Annotated in this window: 14 protein-coding genes and 1 riboswitch; all 14 genes read right to left on the reverse strand. The window is 57.0% G+C overall.

Annotated elements, in window-relative coordinates:
- Positions 1–42: 42 nt before the first annotated feature.
- Entirely contained in the window at positions 43–771 is a 729-nt protein-coding gene (locus ACFFIY_RS00165) for a transposase (protein WP_354198010.1), read from the reverse strand.
- Positions 772–862: 91 nt separating this feature from the next.
- Positions 863–1,909, reverse strand: coding sequence for a ribonucleotide-diphosphate reductase subunit beta (locus ACFFIY_RS00170; RefSeq protein ID WP_354198046.1), 1,047 nt, complete (start codon positions 1,907–1,909; stop codon positions 863–865).
- Positions 1,910–2,069: 160 nt separating this feature from the next.
- Positions 2,070–2,501 (reverse strand): flavodoxin, encoded by a 432-nt coding sequence (locus ACFFIY_RS00175; protein WP_354198012.1) that lies wholly within the window; start codon positions 2,499–2,501, stop codon positions 2,070–2,072.
- A gap of 51 nt (positions 2,502–2,552) precedes the next feature.
- Positions 2,553–4,769, reverse strand: a complete 2,217-nt coding sequence (locus tag ACFFIY_RS00180) for a ribonucleoside-diphosphate reductase subunit alpha (protein ID WP_354198014.1) — start codon at positions 4,767–4,769, stop codon at positions 2,553–2,555.
- A gap of 346 nt (positions 4,770–5,115) precedes the next feature.
- Positions 5,116–5,295, reverse strand: a riboswitch (cobalamin riboswitch).
- 260 nt (positions 5,296–5,555) lie between these two features.
- On the reverse strand, positions 5,556–7,508 hold the full coding sequence (locus ACFFIY_RS00185; protein ID WP_354198016.1) for an FtsX-like permease family protein: 1,953 nt from the start codon (positions 7,506–7,508) through the stop codon (positions 5,556–5,558).
- On the reverse strand, positions 7,495–8,271 hold the full coding sequence (locus ACFFIY_RS00190; RefSeq protein ID WP_354198018.1) for an ABC transporter ATP-binding protein: 777 nt from the start codon (positions 8,269–8,271) through the stop codon (positions 7,495–7,497). The genes ACFFIY_RS00185 and ACFFIY_RS00190 overlap by 14 nt, the downstream gene beginning before the upstream one ends.
- Positions 8,272–8,666: 395 nt before the next feature.
- Positions 8,667–8,894: a sulfurtransferase-like selenium metabolism protein YedF gene (gene yedF, locus ACFFIY_RS00195; RefSeq protein ID WP_354198020.1), complete on the reverse strand. Its 228-nt coding sequence runs from the start codon at positions 8,892–8,894 to the stop codon at positions 8,667–8,669.
- Complete coding sequence (gene yedE, locus ACFFIY_RS00200; RefSeq protein WP_354198022.1) at positions 8,884–10,092, reverse strand: selenium metabolism membrane protein YedE/FdhT; 1,209 nt, start codon at positions 10,090–10,092, stop codon at positions 8,884–8,886. The genes yedF and yedE overlap by 11 nt, the downstream gene beginning before the upstream one ends.
- 136 nt (positions 10,093–10,228) lie before the next feature.
- Positions 10,229–11,638 (reverse strand): argininosuccinate lyase, encoded by a 1,410-nt coding sequence (gene argH, locus ACFFIY_RS00205; protein WP_354198024.1) that lies wholly within the window; start codon positions 11,636–11,638, stop codon positions 10,229–10,231.
- A gap of 36 nt (positions 11,639–11,674) precedes the next feature.
- The gene (locus tag ACFFIY_RS00210) at positions 11,675–13,363 is read right to left on the reverse strand and encodes an ABC transporter permease (RefSeq protein ID WP_354198026.1); all 1,689 of its coding nucleotides are present in this window, start codon (positions 13,361–13,363) and stop codon (positions 11,675–11,677) included.
- 58 nt (positions 13,364–13,421) lie between these two features.
- Entirely contained in the window at positions 13,422–14,519 is a 1,098-nt protein-coding gene (locus ACFFIY_RS00215; protein WP_354198028.1) for an ABC transporter ATP-binding protein, read from the reverse strand.
- A 110-nt stretch (positions 14,520–14,629) separates the two neighbouring features.
- A complete protein-coding gene (locus ACFFIY_RS00220; RefSeq protein WP_354198048.1) occupies positions 14,630–15,766 on the reverse strand; it encodes an extracellular solute-binding protein in 1,137 nt (378 codons plus the stop codon).
- 27 nt (positions 15,767–15,793) lie between these two features.
- The gene (locus ACFFIY_RS00225; protein ID WP_354198030.1) at positions 15,794–16,957 is read right to left on the reverse strand and encodes an ROK family transcriptional regulator; all 1,164 of its coding nucleotides are present in this window, start codon (positions 16,955–16,957) and stop codon (positions 15,794–15,796) included.
- Between the two features lie 306 nt (positions 16,958–17,263).
- Positions 17,264–19,762 carry an NEW3 domain-containing protein gene (locus ACFFIY_RS00230; RefSeq protein ID WP_354198032.1) on the reverse strand — a complete coding sequence of 833 codons (2,499 nt, stop codon included), beginning with the start codon at positions 19,760–19,762 and terminating at the stop codon, positions 17,264–17,266.
- Between the last annotated feature and the right edge of the window lie 219 nt (positions 19,763–19,981).

The raw sequence follows: 19,981 nt of genomic DNA on the forward strand, positions 1-19,981 counted from the left end.
CGCCGGATGCGATGTTCCGGCGGCTGTTGATCGTTGTGTAATTTATTCCGCGGCGACCGGTTCCAGCAGTTCTTCTTCCGCCGCTTCTTCGATGTCCGGGTTCATTTCAGGCTCAAACCCGTCTTCCTCGATCATGTCCATCTGATCGAGCAGGCGGAGGAGACGCCGCCGGTTGATCCGGTGGCCTTCCTTGCGCATTTCCAGGAGGATCCAGTCCGCATCGTCGACGTTTTCCGTCTCCATGAGGCGGCGGATGACGAGGATATCTTCCTTGTCGCGGTCGGACAGCTTGTTGTCCGGACGGTTCACATAGTTGTAATAGCCGCTTTCGGACACATCGAGCGTCATGCAAAGGCGGCGGACCTTATGCTCTTCCTTCATCTCGGTGATGGCGTCGAAGCGGTCGGTTTTCTTGATCTTCACCTTGCCGAGGAATTTCTGGAGGATTTCATTTTCCTCGCGCAGGCGGCGCACTTCCCGGTCCAGCTCGCGCAGGCGTCGGTTCGGATCCACAGAAGGTGATTTCGGCTGGCGGCCGCGTTTTTTCGGAATGAGGCCTTCCTCGCCTTCCGCCTCAAAAGCGTCGATCCAATTTTTGAGCGTGTTCGGATGGACGCCGAGCTCTTTCGCCACAGCGCCTTTTTTCCGTTTTTTCTCCGTCACTTCCTTCACTGCCCGGAGCCTTTGCTCAAAAGTTTTTTGTGGTTTCGTGTCTTTCTCTTTATTCGCGGTACCCGCCATGCTCTTCTCTCCTTTGGACAAAATATTCATTGACGCAATTATAACAAATATTTCATCACATTTGTCCATGATTGAAGGAGGATTTTTCATTTTTTCTGTAGGAGTTTGGAAGGAAACTCATTCACAAATCATCAAACCCGTTCAGGTCGCTCGTTTTCGTGTATTGCCGCGACGAGCCTTCAAAGAAGTCGGTTTTCGTGTTGTCGAACGAGTCGACGTAGGCGCGGATCCACTTCATCGGATTGTCGGCATGCTCCTCGTAAAGTTCGCTCAGGCCGAGCATTCGGAGCATTTTATTCGCCCTGAATTTAATGTAGCCTTCCATTTCGTCGGGATCAATTCCGTCGATGCCGTCCAGCACGTAACGGCTCCATGCGGTTTCCTGCTCGACCGAATGGCGGTAGGCGTCGTAGATCCACTCGGTGAATTCCGGTGTGTTGAGCTCCGGATTCTCGCCCATCGCCGCCCGGAACACGTCGCTCATCGCCTTGCCGTGCTCGAGCTCGTCGCGGTTGATGTAGCTGATCATCGTCGACGTGCCGACCATCTTCCCGTTGCGCGCCAAGTTATAGAAGAACGCAAAGCCGGAATAAAAGAACAGGCCCTCGAGCAGCGTCGTGTACACCATCGACTTGAGTGCGTTCTCGACGGTCGGGTACTCCGCAAAGTCGTTGTACACCTGCGCAATCCGTTCATTTCGTTTAAGAAGAACCGCGTCCCGCCGGCCCATTTCAAACGCCCTCACCTGATGGTCGAAGTCCGTCACCGAGCTCAGGACATACGCATAGCTGTGATTGTGCTCGCTTTCCTGGTCGGCGATCGTGGCGAACAGCGACTTCACCGACGGGTCCGTCACGTACGCCGACAATTTCGCCGCCACGTCGGTCTGCGGCCCGTCCAGCGTCGCCAGCAGCCCGATGATTTTCAGAAATGCGTCCTGCTCGTTTGCGTCCAGACGGGAAAACTGCTTCACGTCCTGGGTCATGTCCACTTCATTCGCCGTCCAGAACAGCGAGCGGATCCGCTGCCGCAGCTTGTAGAAGTGCGGATATTTCAAGTCGTTCCAATTCAGGATGCCGCTCGCTTCCCCGCCGAAAATCGCCGTCGCCCGGTTCGGATTGACCGGATCGAGGACCTTCACGCGGGTAAGGCGTGTGTTCGTCGTCATGCTCATGTTGCATTCACTCCTTTAGATGTCTGATCCAAGCTGAAGGGCCTTTTTTGGATTGCGCCTCACTCGGAGGCAAAAGCGTCCCACTCGGACCGGATTGCGTCTCACTCGAGCGCAAAAGCGTCTCACTCGCGCTCCATTGCGTCCCACTCGCCCTTCATACCCTTACGTCTTCCAGCAATCCCGCCGCCCACTTCCTCACCCTCGCTTCCTGCACGCCGCGCGGGCTTTGTTCGACCTTCAGCGGAGGCAGAGAGGATTCATAGAACCGGGCGAGTTTCACGGCGGCGCGGCAAAACAGATCGTCTCCGCCGAACTGGGTGTCGCCCGTTCCAAACACATAAACGCGGGGCGGCTTGTAGCCGACGTCGAGGATGAAGTCTTTCACTTCTTCCGGGACGCTGCCTTCCGCCCAGGTGAATGAACCGACGATCAGCGCGTCATAGTGCGAAACATCCGGCACCCGCTCCGCGCCGATCCGGTGAAGGTCCGCCCGGCAGCCGGACGCCTCCAATTCACCGGCGACGAGTTCCGCCGTTTCCAGCGTGTTGCCGCTGTAGGTCGCATAGGCGATGAGCACCCGCTTCATCTGAGAACACCTCCCCGGTATCTGGACCTCCGCACGGTCTCCCCGCCCCCGTCACGACTGGCACCACTCGCACTCCTCCACTTCGCTCGCGGTCGACCTCGTATAGTACGTCGACTTCAGCCCCGATTTCCACGCCTGGAGATGAAGATCCAGCAGGACGCTCGCGCGGATTGTGTTCGGGACATACAGATTGAACGAGATCGACTGGTCGACGTGGCGCTGGCGGGCGGCGTTTTGACGGACGCTCCAGCGCTGGTCGACGATGTAGGCCGACCGCCGGTAAATGTCATACGTGCGGTGATCAAGATCCGGTGCGACGACCGGCAGCTTATAATCCTTCTTCTCCTCATGGTAAAACGGCTTGAACACCGGATCGATCGAAGCCGTCGAGCCCGCGATCACCGACGTCGACGAATTCGGGGCGACGGCCATCATGTAGCCGTTTCGCACGCCGTTTTCCGCAACCGCCGACTTCAGTTCCGTCCACCGGTCCCCGCTGTATCCGCGGCGCTCGAAATACCCGCCGGTTTCCCAGTCCGACCCGGCGCAAAGCGGATAGGCGCCCTTTTCCCGGGCCAGTTCCATGGATGCGCGGATCGTATGATAAGCGATCTCTTCATATAACAGATCCGCCCGCTCGACCGCCTCGTCCGACTCCCACTGCACCCCTTCCTGTGCAAGCAGATGATGCCAGCCGAACGTGCCGAGGCCGATTCCGCGGTAGCGTGCATTCGTGACCCCGGCCTGCAGCACCGGGATTTGATTCAGATCAATGACATTGTCGAGCATGCGAACCTGAATCCGGATGAGCCGCTCCAGCACACCCGCCGGCACCGCCTTGCCGAGGTTGATCGACGACAGGTTGCAGACGACGAAATCACCCGGCGCCCGGCGGCTCACGATCATGCCTTCCTCGAGCGTCTCCTGCGCAGCCCCCGTCGCGCTCATGTTCTGCGCGATTTCCGAGCACAGATTCGACGAGTAGATCATCCCCTCGTGCTTGTTCGGATTCATCCGGTTCACCTCGTCCCGGTAAAACATGAACGGCACGCCCGTCTCCAACTGACTGCGCATGATGCGCTTCATGATATCGATGGCCGGCACTTTTTTGGAAGAAATGCCGGGGTGCGCCACGCACTGCAAGTACCGTTCGCGGAACGATCCGTCCCCGCGCCGCTCATCATAGAAATCTTCGAGCGACCAGCCCATCACCGAGCGCACTTGGTGAGGGTCGAACAAATGCCAGTCGCCGCGCGCGTCGACCTGTTCCATGAACAGATCCGGCAGGCAGACGCCCGTGAAAATATCGTGTGCACGGAGCCGCTCATCGCCGTTATTTAATTTCAGGTCGAGGAACGTCAGAATGTCCCGGTGCCAGACGTCCAGGTACACCGCAACCGCCCCCTGGCGCTGACCGAGCTGATCGACCGAAACGGCGGTGTTGTTGAGCTGTTTGATCCACGGAAGCACGCCGCTCGACGCTCCTTCGAAACCGCGGATCGCCGAACCCCGGGCCCGGACTTTCCCCATGTAAACACCGATCCCGCCGCCGTATTTGGAAAGATTTGCGATGTCGGTGTTCGAGTCATAGATCCCCCGGAGCGAATCATCGACCGTGTCGATAAAGCAGCTCGACAGCTGGCCATGCGGCTTCCCGGCATTGGCAAGCGTCGGCGTGGCGACGGTCATGTACAAATTCGAAAGCGCCCAGTACGCTTCGTTTATTTTCCCCAGGCGGTCGTCCGTTTCGCCCCTCATGAGCGTCATCGCAATGACGAGCCAGCGCTCCTGCGGCAATTCGACCGGCCGCTTGCCGAAGTCGGTCGCGACATACCGGTCCGTGAGCGTTTTAAGACCGGTGTACGTGAACAGCCGGTCGCGCGACGGATCGAGGAGCTCGCCGATTTCTTTGAGTTCTTCGTCGGAATAGGATTCTGTGAGCGACGGCGCGTAGAGGCCCCCGTCGACCAGCCGGCGGACATGACCGGCGAAATCTTGATAAGGGTCAGGCGTGCCGCGGAGAACCTGCTGTTCTTTGTACAGCCGGTGGAGCAAAATCCGCGCCGCCACGTCCGTCCAGAACGTCTCGGCTTCATCCACGCGAGCGAGCGATTCGCGGATGAGATGGCCGTCGAGGCTGTCGTCCGCGCTGCCCCGCCGATCTATATACCGCTCCGCCGAATGCCGCAGCGGTCCAATTTTCCCGGGCGTGAATTCCTGTTCAAGAGAATGAATGATGGCCAGATGATCCGTCGGTTTGGTAACCATGATGATTCCTCCTTTTATGGGTGGAGCGAGGGTGATTTTTTCGAGCCGGCGAGCCGTTTTCGGCGAGTGAGACGCTTTCGCCCGTGAGCGGGACGCAATCCGGTGCGAGTGAGACGCTTTTGACCGCGAGTGAGTCGCAATCGGGCGCGAGTGAGTCGCTTTTCTTTGTTCTTCGAAAACACGGAACGACAAAAAGCAGAAGCCCCGCCGAGAACAAGTCTTCGGCGGGGCTTCTGCCCACTGCGTTGAATAAATGGAATGAGCGGGGCCTGGAATGAATGGAAGAATAAAAGAAATGAATGGGTCGGCACCCGTTCGCTTCCACTCCTCAAACCCCGAAGAAAGTGTCGCTTCACGATGGCCGGCAGGTCTACTGGCTTGCGCGTCATCCTTCCGCCTGCCTTCCCATGGTTTTCCCCACAGTGGCCCTTCGGCGGTCGTCCGCGTTCACAGTTGCGGGGACAGCTCCGGCTTTTCCGGATTCCCTATTAAACCGCGATCGGTACCGATCCATCGTACTACTAGATATTGTGTTGTTAACGCTCATATAGCCTAACATATAGTGATTTAAACGTGAATAGGTCGAAAGGTGGAGGGAATTGTCTAATCCTGTGCAGTCCTCCGCTCGGGCTGTGATTGATGAATCCTAGCTCGATCATTGTGTAAATCACTCCTCTGTTGATCAGAAAAATCAGAACCCCTGTTTCACATGAAACATATTTCGAGTTATTTCCCGGGAAATGAACAGGGAAATCGCCCTTTCTGCTGAAGAGAGGGCGATTTTTGTCAGAGTGCGTCGTTTACTGTTTTCCGGTAGTAGCCGACGGTGAACACTGCGAAAATGAGGTAAATCAAGGAATAGACGATCATCGCAATGGCGACCGGCGTCCGGATATCGCCGGATGTGAAGAAGATGGAGACGGACTTGATGGCAAAAATCGAGTGGGCGAGCCCCATCAGGAGCGGAATGCCGAACACGAATGCCTGCTTGCGCCGGATTCCTTTCATGATTTCGCTTGTCTTGAATCCGAGCTGACGCAGTGTCGTGTAGCTTCTTTTCTCCTGTTCGGCTTCGCTCATCTGCTTGAAATACAGGATGCTGCCGGTGGATGCCAGGAATGCGAGTCCGAGGAATCCGGTGATGAAGATCATGATTCCGCTATAGGAGATGGCATCCTGGTAGGAAAGATAGTAATCGAGCCGCGTGTTGCCGGGATTGATCTCCTGATACAGCTTGGAGGCTTCCTTCAGATCGTCTTTGTCTTTCAGATTGAACCCGACAACGGTGTGAAGAGATTCGGGCGGTGCCGCGTCTTTCAACTTCATGTAACTGTCATGTTTAACCACAAACTCGGTGGTGACGCCTTCGTAGCCGCTCGTCACCTGGCGATCCCCCATTTCGCTCACCCGGAAGTTCTCCTTGAGGTCGCCGGATTGCAGGCTCGCATCAAACGGGAAGGTTTTGTCCGTGAGCAGCCAGGACAGTCCGGAATCATGGAAAACAGCTTCCCCTTTCGCCGGGACTTCAGTTTCCAGTCCGGATGCATTCAACTGATCCCAGTCGAATACGAGCACATCCACAGTACGGCCTTCAAGTTCCAGAATCTCGGGAAAATGCTTTCCGTTGAACATGCCGATCGTGTGCACGTAGGTGATCGCCTGTTCGTTGTAAGGAATGCCGGCGTCGTCCAGTGACTTTGCGAATTGGCCCGCCAGTTCTTCCGGCAACGGCTCGTTTGCCTCTTCCCTTTCCGTGAACATGAAATCATGCGGTGTTCCGACCCGGACCTCCTGCCCTGTCGAGTAATACATTGAAAAGGCAAATCCAGTCATGGCCAGCGTCATCGCGGACAGCGTGGTGATCACGGTAAGCGATTTGGCATTCGCCCGCATTCGGTGCATCAGCGGGGCAACCGACAAGGCACCCTTCAGGCCGATCTGTCCGTTGCGGCTCCGGCGGTACAGCGTCAGAATCCATCCGATCGTCACGCGGAACACGAGATACGTGCCGACGATGACCAGTGCCAGGACCATCAGCATGTTCAAGAGCAAAAAGGCATTCAGCATATATTTTGAGTTGGCGAACCAATAGCCGAAAATCATCATTGCCAAGCCGACGATGCCGAGGATTGCCGAGGTGACGGGTTTCGGCTGCTTCGGATGCTCGTCTTTTTTGTCTTCATTAAACAGATCAATGAGCTTCGTGCGGCGGACTTTAATGAACATCCGGAAGGACGTGACGACGATCAGAACGGCAAACAGCATCGCCGTCTGGCTGAACGCGGCGCCGCTGAACGACAGGCTGACCGTTCCTTCATATCCGATCAGCTTCAAGAGCAGCAGCAGGAACAGCCGTGACACGAGAAGCCCCGCGCCGATTCCAATGATGAATGCACCGGCACCGAGCAGCACGTTTTCGATGATCAGCATCCGGGACACGGTGCGTTTTGTGAGCCCGACCAGCTGATACAGCCCGATTTCACGGCTGCGTCTTGTGAGGAACAAGTCATTGGCATAAGTGACAAAAATGAGCAGAATGGCGAACAGCAGCACCGTGGCCGCCTTGAAGCCGGACGTCATCTTCGCCGACAAGTCGGTTTCTCCGGACACCGCTCCGTCAAACTGCAGCGTCGAAAAGATGAAGAACAGCGTCACGCCGAAGATGAGCGCAAAGAAGTACAAGTAGTAGTGCCTGATGTTTTTGCGCATCGAGCGGAAAACGAGATCAACGAGCGTCAACGCGGTCACCCCCGAGAACGGCCTGCACGTTGAGGATATCCTGGAAAAATGCCTGGGGGGACTTGTCGCCGCGGTACAGTTCGGAATAAAGCGCACCGTCTTTCAGGAAGACGACCCGGCTGCAGTAGCTGGACGCGACCGGATCGTGCGTGACCATCATGATCGTGACGCCGCGCTTATGGTTGATGTCTTCGAGCGTGCCGAGAAGCGAAGCGGCCGATTTGGAGTCCAGTGCGCCCGTCGGTTCGTCTGCGAACACCATCGACGGTTCGTTGATGAGCGCCCGCGCGGCAGAAGTCCGCTGTTTTTGCCCCCCTGATATTTCATGCGGGTATTTGCTTGCGTGGTCGGTGATGCCAAGAATGCCGGCAATGTCCTGAAACTGGGCTTCCGCCGCTTTTTTCGACAGTCCGCCGAGTGAAGCCGGCAGGAGGATGTTCTCCTTCACGGTGAGCGTGTCGAGCAGGTTGTAGTCCTGGAAAATGAAGCCGAGCTTGTCGCGGCGGAACGTGGACAGTTGCGCATCTTTCATTTTCGATGTTTCCTGCCCGCCGATCCGGATTGCGCCGGACGTCGGGCGGTCGATCGTGGCGAGCACGTTGAGGAGCGTCGTCTTCCCCGCCCCCGACGGCCCCATGATTCCGACGAATTCTCCTTCTTTGACGCGCAGGTCGATGCCTTTGAGCACTTCCTGGGCGTTTTGCTTTGATCCGAACGACTTCCGGACTCCGTGCGCTTCGAGAATCAAACCGTCTTGCTGCATGCTGATTTCCTCCCGGTCGGCGGGTGTGCTTTGCGCCCCGCCCGATTTGTTGTCTTTATCATAACGCGGACCCTCGCCGCCGGTCGTTCGATTGTCGTGACAAACCGGCCTTCCAATGTGACGATTTCGTAAGGTTGGGCGGGAATCGGACTCTTAAAGGGAAGAATCGGTCTCTTACGCACATGAATCGGACTCTTAAACGTGAGAATCGGACTCTTACGCGCGCGAGTCGGACTCTTAAGCCAATCCCTCCTCTCCCTTATCCCCCAATTGTGGATGAATCCGCCGTTTTTGTGGATGAATTCCCCTGCCGTACCCTTATCCACATGTGGATAAACACCCGCGCAGTGGCTCCGCCCACAAAAAAAGAGACGCACCCAGGCGTCCCCTCTCAATCAGGCTTCAATATAAAACAAATATTCCTGGCCGTTTTTCTCCGGGTCTTTCATGAGCCGGTAGCCGTGCGAAACGACTTCCTCCGGGACGTTGCGGAATGAGCCGGGGCAGTCGGTGATGACCTGCAGAAGCTGGCCCGGCTGCATGTCCTTCAGTGCGTCGAGTGTGTAGATGACCGGGTACGGGCACGATTCGCCGCGCAGGTCGAGTGTGAAGTCAGCTGACAAGTTTCTTTTCCTCCCTTTTCACCGTCATGCGGTAGCGTTTGTGTTTCGCCCAGTAGTCGACGAACACCCAGCAGGCGGCGAGCATCGTGAGCGTGGCGATGATCGCCCAGACCGGCCCGACCGCGGTCACGAGGTTGACTTTCTCCCCGCTCGCCACGAGCAGATCATACACGCCGAGGTGGTCCCAGGCGTAGGCGAGCAACGTCACGCCGATGAGGTTGCCGGCGAAGACGACGAGGTAAAGCACCTGCCCTTCCATGAGGCGGTACATCATGCCGGTTTCGCAGCTGCTCGCGAGCACGATGCCGAGGCCGAACAGAAAGCCGCCGACGAACGTGCCGGGCGAGGCGATTTTCGTGATGGGCTCCATGCCGTAAAAGGCAATGACCACGATCGTGCACACCGAACTCACGGCCATGGCGGCGATGATCGCCTTGCCCATGAGGCTGCGGCCGGTGAGCCACAGGTCGCGGAATGCCGAAGTGAAGCAGATCTGGCCGCGCTCGATCAGGATTCCGAACAAGGCACCGAAAATCGCGGCCGTTCCGAGCAGCGGCTTTCCGGTTGCGAAGAAGACAATGATGAGCACGCTGTACGCAAGGGCCACCAGGCCGCCGACATACGGCTGGATGACCCGCTTTTGCCGCGTTTTAGAAACGGCAGATCCTTTGGTGAGGGCCGGCTTCCCTTTCCACCATTTCGTTTTCGTGATCTGGGCGCCGAGGTATGTCCCGAAGCCCGTCGCGACGATGAAGATCCACGAGTGGATGGAAAACTGCGGCACGCCGGTGAAAAACGCGGCGAGGTTGCAGCCGAGGGCAAGGCGGGCGCCGAAGCCGGCGATGATGCCGCCGACGAGCCCCTGGATGAGCCGCCGCTTTTGTTTCGGCACGCGGATTTTGAAGCTGTTTGAAAGCAGGACGGTGATGAGCGCCCCGGCGAACATGCCCCAGACGATCCAGCCGTCCGAACGCGTGAACGTCGTGCCTTCCATGCCGACGAGGTTGAAATAGGCCCAGTCGGACGTGTCAACGCCGAACAGGTTCAGCATATGGCCGCCGAGCCGGGTGAATTCGCCGGTCACCGCCCAGACCGTGCCGGTGAGGCCAAAATAAAGCGCGCTGAGCACGCCGGCCGCAATGAGCGCGGTGTACGGGTTCCAGTAACGACCGAACAGCCGGGCATATAATGACATCATTGAACAGAGGACTCCTTTGCAACGGTTCTAAAACCGCAATTCCCAGAATATACAACCGCTTATTATATCCCCGGGATTTCCGTCCGTCAAGATGCCAAAAGGACCGGAAGCCTCGCCCGGCCGCCGGTCCTTCCTGTTATGAACTCTTTTCTTGCCTGCGCTTAATCATGTCGCGCACAACATCCGGATTTGGTCCGCCCGTGATGCTTCTGCGCTCGACGAATGCAACCGGATCGACGATCGCTTTCCAGTCTTCCGCAGAAAGCTGCACATCACCGAGCCATCCGTTGATCGTCTCAAGCGGGATTTCGTACAATTCATGCTCGTGGCGGTCCGCTTCCCGCGCGATGATGCTCGCCTTGTGATGGGCGCGGCGGAAGGAAACGCCGTATTCGCGTGCGAGCACGTCTGCGAGCTCGGTGATCGTAATCATGTTTTCGCGGGCCTGCTGGCGGGCACGGTCTTTGTCGAACTCGAATGTCAGGACGACGGCCGTCATGAGCCGGAGCACCCGGTTCGCCTTCTCGAATCCGGCGTACAGATGCGGCTGCAGGTCGTCTTCGGTGTCATTGATGTCGCCGTAAGGGGTGTTGTGAATCATATGGATGACCGCGAGGCCCTCCGATGCGGCGCTCGAAGCAAGCGCACGCGAGTGCTCCATCGACACCGGATTCCGTTTTTGCGGCATGATGCTCGAGATCTGGACGTAGGCGTCAGACACGCGGAGCAGGCCGACTTCCTTGGACGCCATCCGGAGGAACTCCTGGATCCAGCGGCCCATGTTCGTCATGAGGCTGATCAGGCTTTGGGCCGCCTCGATCAGGTAGTCTCCCGTGCCGATCGCGTCATAGGAATTTTCAATCATCCCGTCGAACCCGAGCAGCTCGACCATCCGTTCTCGGCTGATCGGAAAGCCTGTCGTCGTGATGGCCGCCGCGCCCATCGGCGACTGGTTCACCGTCCGGCGGGCACGCTCCAGCCGCTCGATGTCCCGGCTCAGGTTGTCATAGATGGCGACGAGGTAATGGCCGAACGTCGTCGGCTGCGCCGGCTGGGTGTGCGTGTGCGCCGGCATGACGGTCTCGACATGCTCGGTCGCCTGTGCGAGGATCGCCCCCGCCAGCTTCTTCGCGTTTTCGGTGGTTTCGTCCAGATATTGCCGGAGCACGATCCGGTACATCGCCTCGCCCATGTCGTTGCGGCTTTTTGCGATATGCATCTTTCCCGCGAGTTCATCGCCGATCAGCTCGCCGATTTTGGATTCGACGAGGAAGAAAAGGTCTTCGTAGTCGGCGGAATAAGTGAGCGCGCTGCGGTCCATCCCTTCGACTTTCCGGATGGCACCGAGAATTTTTTCCGCCTCCACTTTGCTGAGGATCCCCTGCTCCGCCAGCATTTTCGTGTGCGCCGCATGCACTTCAAACATCGCATCGAACAAATACTCCCGCTGCTCGTCAAACACGGGCCTCAGCAGCACATCCACATACGTTTTGCCGGGGAACGACTCCCCGTCGGACAACATAAATTCCTTTCTCCAAGCAGTCACGGAATGAGCACCTCTTTTACTTTGTTGGTTGAACCATCAGCCGAGCGACTTCTCGGCCTTGACGCCGAGGAACCGGCTGGAGATGAACATGACGATCGCGATCAGTCCGACTTGAATCATTCCGTAAGCCGCGGCCTGCCCGATGTTGAACATGCGCAGCTGATTCATAATTTCAATGGAAATCGGACGGTTGCCGATCGTATAAAGCAGGACGGACGTCGGGAATTCACCGACCGCCTGGACAAATGCAAGCAGTGTCCCGCTGAGAACCCCCGGCAGGATGATCGGGATCACGACTTTCCTGAAGGTGTAGAACCACTTGGCTCCCAGGTTCTGTGCCGCTTCCTCGATGGAATCGTCCAGCTGTTCCAGCACCGCGTTCGTTGAACGGACCACGAGCGGCAGGAAGCGGACAAAGTAGGCGAGCGGCAGGATCCAGAATGTCCCGACGAGGATCTGGCCGAACGAGAACGGGTTCGGCGAGTTGAAGGCGAGGATGAGGTTCATCCCCACGACGGTCGCCGGAAGCGCCCACGGAATCATGACCAGGATATCGAGCAGGTTCTTTCCGATGAAGTTCCGCTTGACGAGTGCGTAGGAAGTGAAGATCCCGAACACGAACACGCCAAGGCAGGCAAGGAACGCCATGATCAGACTGTTGCGCACCGGCTCCCAAATATATGGAGTGTCAAACAGCATCGTATAGTTTTCAAAGTTGAATGCCGTCGGGTACGTCTGCCACGTCCAGGTCCCTTCCGGCACGAGCGACAAGAGCAGCAAGGTGGCATGCGGCAGGAGCAGGATGATCATCGCGACGATCCCGGCGGTGACCATCGTCCACTTCAGGAGCGGGTTGCTCACCTCGCTCCGGTGGGCGCCGATCCCCTTGGACGCCATCCGGTAATCTTTCCGGCTCTGATACCAGCGCATGAACAGCAGGAACGAAATGGACACGATCGACAGGATGACGGATTGTGTGGCCGCCATTTCCAGATCCCCGTTGATCTTCGAGAAATAGATCTGGAGGCTCAGCACCCGGAATCCGCCGGCCAGCAGGAACGGCGCGCTGAAGCTCGCCATCGACACCATGAAGACGAGGAGCGAGGCGGCGACGATTCCCGGCGTCAGCAGCGGGAATGTCACTTGCCAGAACACCTTGAAGCGTCCCGCACCGAGGTTCGATGCCGATTCCTCAAGTGACGGATCCAGATTGGCAAGCGCCGACGAAGTCGTCATGTAGAAGTACGGGTACATCGTGTACGCGTGCACGATCAGGATGCCGGAGATTCCGCCGATCTTGAACGGCACGTCCGACAGATGGAGCAGATCCTTGATCGCATTCGGAACGAGGCCCGCTTCGCCGTAAAGGAACATGAACGCCATGACGCCGACGAGCGAAGGCAGCACAATCGGCATGATCGCGATGTTCGAGAAGAACCGCCTGCCCGGAAATTCATACCGGTTGAAGATGTAGGCGAGCGGAATCCCGATCAGTGCGCTGAACAGCACGGACAGCAGTGAAATCCATACCGAGTTCCAGAGCGCCTGGAGATTCGCCCTTGCTTTCGTCCCAAAGAAGTCCTCATAGTTCTGCATCGAGAAAGCCCCGTTGTGAAGGAAGCTTTCATAGGCCGTTCGCAAGGTCGGATACAGCACATACCCGACGAGGACGAGGATGACGGGGATGAGCAGGATGTACGTTCTCCGCTTTTCAGCATTCAACATGTCGCTTCCCGCCTTTCCCCTGTGCCGCCGGATTCGAATGGTTCAAGTTTGGCATCCGTCACACCCCCGCTTTCGGAACGATGCGGATCTGGTCTTCCGGCAAGCGGACGAACACATCGGCGCCTTCCTTCAGGTAAGTGCTCGGTCCCTGATTCAACGCCGTGCCGACAAGTGTCAGGCCTTGGTTCATTTCCACATAAGTATGTACGGCTGCTCCGGTGAACTGGACATTTTTCACCGTGCCCGGATAAACATTGAGACCGGAAGGACGGGTCTTGGAAACTTCTACGGCCTCGGGGCGGATCGACATGCGCAGGTCATCTTCTTTGCCGTATTCGGCGATGTTCAGCGTCGTTTCGTTGACGGTGACTTCCTGGCCAAGTGCGTCCACGCGGAAGACCCGGCGCCCTTCGCCCGCCCCCGTCTCGGTCACCGGGAGCAGGTTCGTCTCGCCGATGAATTCGGCAACGAAGTCATTGACCGGCTCGTTGTAGATTTCGGTCGGCGTGCCGACTTGCTGGCACTTGCCGAAGTTGAACACGGCGATCCGGTCGCTCATCGTCAGCGCTTCCACCTGGTCGTGCGTGACGTAGATCGTCGTGATCTTGTATTCCTGCTGGAGCCGGAGGATCTCCGCCCGCATCTCATCCCGCAGCCTCGCGTCCAGGTTGCTGAGCGGCTCGTCCAGGAGCAGGATGTCCGGTTCAATGACGATTGCCCGCGCCAATGCCACCCGCTGCTGCTGGCCGCCCGACAATTGGCTCACCTGGCGCTCCGCATACTGGTCGAGCCGGACTTTCTTGAGCACGTCCTCCACGCGCTCTTTTGTTTCCGCCTTGCCGAGCTTGCGGACCTTCAGGCCGAACGCGACGTTTTCAAAGACGGTCATGTGCGGGAACAGCGCATAGTTCTGGAACACCATGCCCGTATTGCGCTTTTCCGGCGGAACGGTCGTCATGTCCCGGTCGTTGAACTTGACGACCCCCTTCGTCGGGTAATAAAACCCCGCAACCATCCGGAGGGTCGTCGTCTTCCCGCATCCGCTCGGTCCAAGGAACGTGAAGAATTCGCCTTCCCCGATCTGCAAGTCCAGGTCTTCAACCGCCGTGACTTTTCCAAACTGCTTGGTGATGGCTGATAAATGAACGATGGACATTTGATTCACACCCTTTCCCTTAAATAAGGAGGACTACCGCCGGCACCCTCGCCTGCGATAGTCCGATGTCAGTGGCTGATTTTCATACAGAGTGCCATGCAGCCTGCAGGTTACTCTCCCTTTTCTTTGTCCGAGCTTTTGATGTGGTTGTCCCAGTAGTCCATCCACTCGTCGGATTTCTCCTGGAACAGCGCCCAGTCGATGTCCATCGGCTTGATTTTGTCTTCGGCTTCCGTGATCCACTCCGGAAGGTCATCGACGTCATCACGGGTCGGGATCCGGTAGTACTTCTCGGCGAGAAGCTTCGCGGCTTCCTTCGTGTTGACAAATTCATAGAACGCTTCGGCGGCTTTCGGGTGCGGGGCATCCTTGATGACCGCAATCCCTTCCGTCAAGACCGGCGTTCCGCTTTCCGGCAGCACATAGCCGAACGGATAGCCTTTTTCCTCGGCCAGCATGACGGTGTCCGGCATGTTCCATACCGTGAGCGTGCCGACGCCTTTTGCGAGCTGGTTGTACATCAGCTCAGGGTTGGCCGAGTATTCCTTTGTATTGGCGTCGAGTTTCTTCAGCCAATCGTAGCCTTCCTGCGTGTCTTCTGTGTCTTTGTAAGTGCGGTAGATCATCGCGGAATAAATCGTGCGCATCGTTCCCGAAGCGAGCGGGTAGCGGATGATCAGCTCGTCTTTCCACTTCGGATCGACCAGGTCATCCCAGTCTGTCGGCGCTTCCTCTTCGGAAATTTCCTTGTTGTTGTACATGATGACTTCAGGTGTCATCGACGTTCCGCTCCACATCCAGTCTTCGTCATGGTACATGTCATCGAGCGCATCCGCATAAGACGGCTTGTACTCGGCGAGGAGGCCTTCGTCTTTTGCCTGGTCGAAGTTCACCTGAGGAGCGCCCCACCAAACATCCGCCTGGGTGTTGTTTTTCTCGGAGCGGACCCGGTCGAGAATTTCCTGCGAGCCCATGTCGAGGAACTCCATCTTGATGCCGTACTCTTCTTCAAACTGCTGTTTGAAATCCCCCAGAATGTCGCTGCCGTGCGGTGAATAAATGACGACTTTGTCTTCGAGATCTTCTGCAGCCGGCTTGTCTTCCCCTTCGCTTTTGCCTGTGTCGGACTTGTCATCCGTCCCTTTGTCGGCATCCGCGTTGTCTTTTGTGCCGGAGTCCGCCATGCAGCCGGCCAGCATGAGCGCGAACAGTGCGGCCACCAGCAGGAGCCAGCTTTTCTTGAACATTTTCCCCAAATCAACTACCCCTCTCCATTAAATGTTGTAAATGCCCTCGTGTTCTTTCAACAGCAGTGCGACTGCCCCGATCACGCCGGCTTCGCTGCCGGACGCCGTCTTTACGATCTCGCATTCCTTCGGTGCATGCTGCTTCACGATGTCTGAGACGACCGGATGGATTACATCGAATGATTGTGCCAGACCACCTCCTAAAATGATCAGCTCCGGATCCAGGATGGACACATAGTTTGCGATGGCGATCCCCAGATGCTGGAGGGCCGTCCCCAGTTCCTCCACGGCTGCCGGATCTCCTGAACGGTAAAGCTCAAATGCTTCGCGTGCCGAGACGGGCCGGCCGAGCCGCCTCGACAAACTGATGCCGACCGACGTGCCGCCCGCCATGCTTTCGAGAAAACCGTAGCCTTCAAAGGACGCTTCATACTTTTTCGACAAAGTCCGGTCCGTGACCATGTAACCGATTTCACCGGCGCTGTAATGGCTGCCGCGGAACAGTTGTCCGTTGAGGATGATTCCGCTGCCGATGCCGGTCCCGACGGCGATGAAGATCAAATTTCGCTTGTCGCGGCCGAGCCCTTTCCAATGCTCCCCGAGCGCCCCGATATTCACGTCGTTGTCCACATACACCGGAAAAGGGAACAGTTCCTCGAGCTTCATCCGGACGGGGAAGTTCTTCCAGCGAAGGGCGGGGGCTTCTTCGACCACCCCGGTTTGGACGTTCGTGACCCCCGGTACACCTGCCCCGAGGCCCAGTATCTGGCCGTCCCCGATCGACAGTTCTTTTTTCATTTCCTCCACTTTTTCGCGGATTGTTCCGAACAGATCCCGTTCCAGGTGTTCCTGAGTGGGGAACGTGCGGTAGCTTTCCAGTTCCCCTTTCAAATCCGTCACGCCGACCGCCACTTTCGTACCGCCGATGTCCACTCCGATGCAATAGGCTTTTTTCGGATTGAACCTCAAATTGACCGGCTTCCGGCCTCCGCTTGCGGACGCCTCCCCGCTTCCCGTCTCCACAATCCATCCTTCCTCGATCAGTTCGGCGATGATCGTGGAAACCGTCGGCTTGCTGAGTGAAAGTCTCCGGGCAATTTCCGTTCTTGTGGTGGATCCGGCCATCTGCACGCATTGAAGCACTTGCCTGGCATTCCGGTTCCTGTTTGATTCTTCATTCATATTCTGCATGACGTTGCCCCTTACTCCTGCCGGTCAATCCGCAGACATTGATCCTTTTCGCTGCGGCACAGCCGGACTTCTGATCCGGGTGCCCATTTCTCCCTTTGTTGGTTTGTTAAATTAACTTACTAACTTCTTGAGGCTATTGTAGTAGAAAAGAGAGCCCATGTAAAGGCTTTCACGGAAATTTCTCAATATTATATGGATTAGAAAGAAGGCGTTGACCGAAAAGCAAAAAGCAAGGAGTTCGGTTGCGTTTTGCAGCCAACCGCCGTCCTTGCCTTTTGCTGGTTCAACGTGAAGGGTAGCCTTCTTTTATTTCTGAGTTCCGTAGCTCATCAGGTTCGCAAAGATGCGGTATCCGCCCGGCACCTGCGCACCGATCTGCCGGTAGAAGACGAGGTTCGTATAAAGATACGTCCCTTCCCCGTACTCCGCCATAAGGATTCCGCTTGTGAACGGATCTTCCCCAGGATCAGCCATCGAAACGAACGTTTCATATCGGCTGTCCCATTCCATCGGGAAGTACAGGCCCCGCTCCTGGACCCAGTTGTCCCAGTCAGAGGAGGTGATCTTGTTCGGATAGTTGAACAGCGGATGGTCCGGTTTCGTCATCGTCACTTCCGCTGTCTCGTCCGTCACCCGCCACCGGATGGACGGCGTCCCGATTTTAAGCGGGTAAGGCGGTGTGAGCTCCGCATCCCACGGGTCGGCGGCCGTCACATACTGCATGACAAAGTGGCCGCCGTTGCGGACGTATTCCTTGATGCGCTCATTGTTCTGAAGCAGATCTTCCCGGCCGAGCGTGGCCCGGATGCCGGTGACGATCGTGTCGTATTGGGAAAGATCGCCGCTTGCCAGGTCTTCCGGCGTCAGCTTCGTGATATCAAATCCGGCGTTGCTGAATGCATCCGCCATCTGGTCAAACCCGCTGTCGATGTACCCGACTTTCAGGCCTTCCGGCTTCAGCATTTCAAACGCCACTCCGTTGATGACGGACGGGTACAGATAATACGAGTCGTTGATGTGCTCGTATTTGATCTCCTGGACGGTTGTGTTGAAGGATTGCCCGTCCATTTCGGCCACTGCTTCGACGGTGAAGTCGCCTTCCTCGACGGTTGCGGGCGGAATCAGTGTAAAGGCCGCGGTTTTCTCTTCAAAGCGTGCTCCGAAAGCCGTTTCAATAGATTCCGGCTCACTTTTCCACCCTTCCGGAAGCTTCAGGGAAACGGTCGCTTCCGTCTCGCCTGCCCGGTAGTTTTTCACCCGGACCTTGACCGGGATCTCATCCTGGACATCGGCCGTGTTCACGGTGATATTGACCGGATCCGGCGTCACGCTCAGCTCCGGCAGTACGCTGACCGTGTTGTCAAGATCCTGCACACGGACCGTTTCGGTGCCTTTTTCCTTGAACGACAGCCGGACTTGCAGCGCAGGGTCCGCGTAAGGCTCAAAGTAGCCGGCATCTTCCGGCACCGTCACGTCAAAGGTGACTTTCCCGGATTCGCCCGGCTTGAGATGTTTCAATTTGGCCTTGCCCCCGTGCTTCCAGCCGTCAGGCGTGAGAAGTTCCGCTTCGAGATGCTGCACTTTCTGCCGGCCGTTATTTTTCACTTCGACCATCACTTCCGTTTTCTCGCCCTGCGTCAGGACGTAGGAACCGATATTGATGGTCGTTTCCAGATTCGAGGAAATGAAACTGACTTCCTGCAGCTGCTCTTCTTTCAGTTCCAGCTTGTGAAGCAGGTCATGCTTCACTTCGCCTGCCAGTTTTGACTTTTCCACATGCTTGGCGAGCTTTCTTGTTTCATCGAGCGCTTTCTGGGATTTCGGCAGGATGGCCGTGCGGTCCGGATAGGCATCGACGATTTCATCCAGGCTTTCCTGGAGATCCGCCAGCTTGCCGCTCAGCTTTTTGTCCCGGACCGCGTTGGCCCATTCGTCGAAGTCATATGGAATTCCCGCAAACAGATCGGACGAGTCCGCTTCCACTGCGGAATCCGCCAGCAAAAGATGCGTCTGCCGCGGTTCAACCGGAACTTCCCGGCCCATTCCCTGGCTCTTGTGAAGATATCGGGAAGCCTCGCCGAGCTGAGGATAGCTCATCCCGTAGACCGGATCATAACCGCCGATTTCGATTGAAGTCGTCGCTTCATCTTTGGAGACGGGGAGATAAAGCTTTTTGATCTGCCAAGGCTCGAGACCTTCTTTCAGTTGCTCGGGGAAGACGGTTGGATCGGCCGCGTCTTCAAATGCCCTGACAGACAGCACATTCATTGCCCGGTGATGGCCGTGCTGGCTGTCCACATCGAGGAACGAAGGCATGACGATGTCCGGCTGGTACGTCCGGATAAACCGGATGAGCCGGGAATACGTGACTTCCTCGCCCCACTTTTCAAGGGTTTCCTCCGGGGATTTCGAGAAGCCGAAGTCGTAGATCGGATCGGAAGTAGTCTCGCTCAGGTGATACGCTTTGACGCCGTTCACTTTGGCGGCTTCCACCATTTCGTTGGAACGGATGATCCCGAGTCCGTTCCCGAGCTCATTGCCGATCGCGTTCTGGCCGCCTTCGCCCCTGTTGGCGATCAGGCTGGACGTCTTCACGCCTAGCCCCCTTGAAAGATAAGCGAGGAAATCACTGCGCTCATCGTCCGGGTGGGCCCCCGTGTTCAGGAAAGTCACCGTCGTTTCCAGCGGCTTCACGGCACTCCACAATTCCGCGTCCGGCTCCTCCTGCTTTTTCGCCGAAATGGCGCTTGGGACGAGCGACGTGACGAGCAGGACGGACAATACTCCATACCATAGCCTCTTCAATCTTCTGTCTCCCTTCGTTTTTCTGTTTCGAAAGGAATCAGGCCTGGGGGTTGGTTAGTAAGAATAATTAACCAACAGTCCGCCGCCCGCCCCTCTCGTTCCGTCCATCGTATCTCTTTTGTTAGAATAGTGTAAATACTACAATATAACCACTTAGGAGATTCGTCTATGCCGGAAGACACGGGAGGAAAGGCCTTGGACAGGAAAAAAGGGCCGTCC

This window comes from Bhargavaea ullalensis (assembly GCF_042432615.1).
Lineage (GTDB): Bacteria > Bacillota > Bacilli > Bacillales_A > Planococcaceae > Bhargavaea > Bhargavaea ullalensis.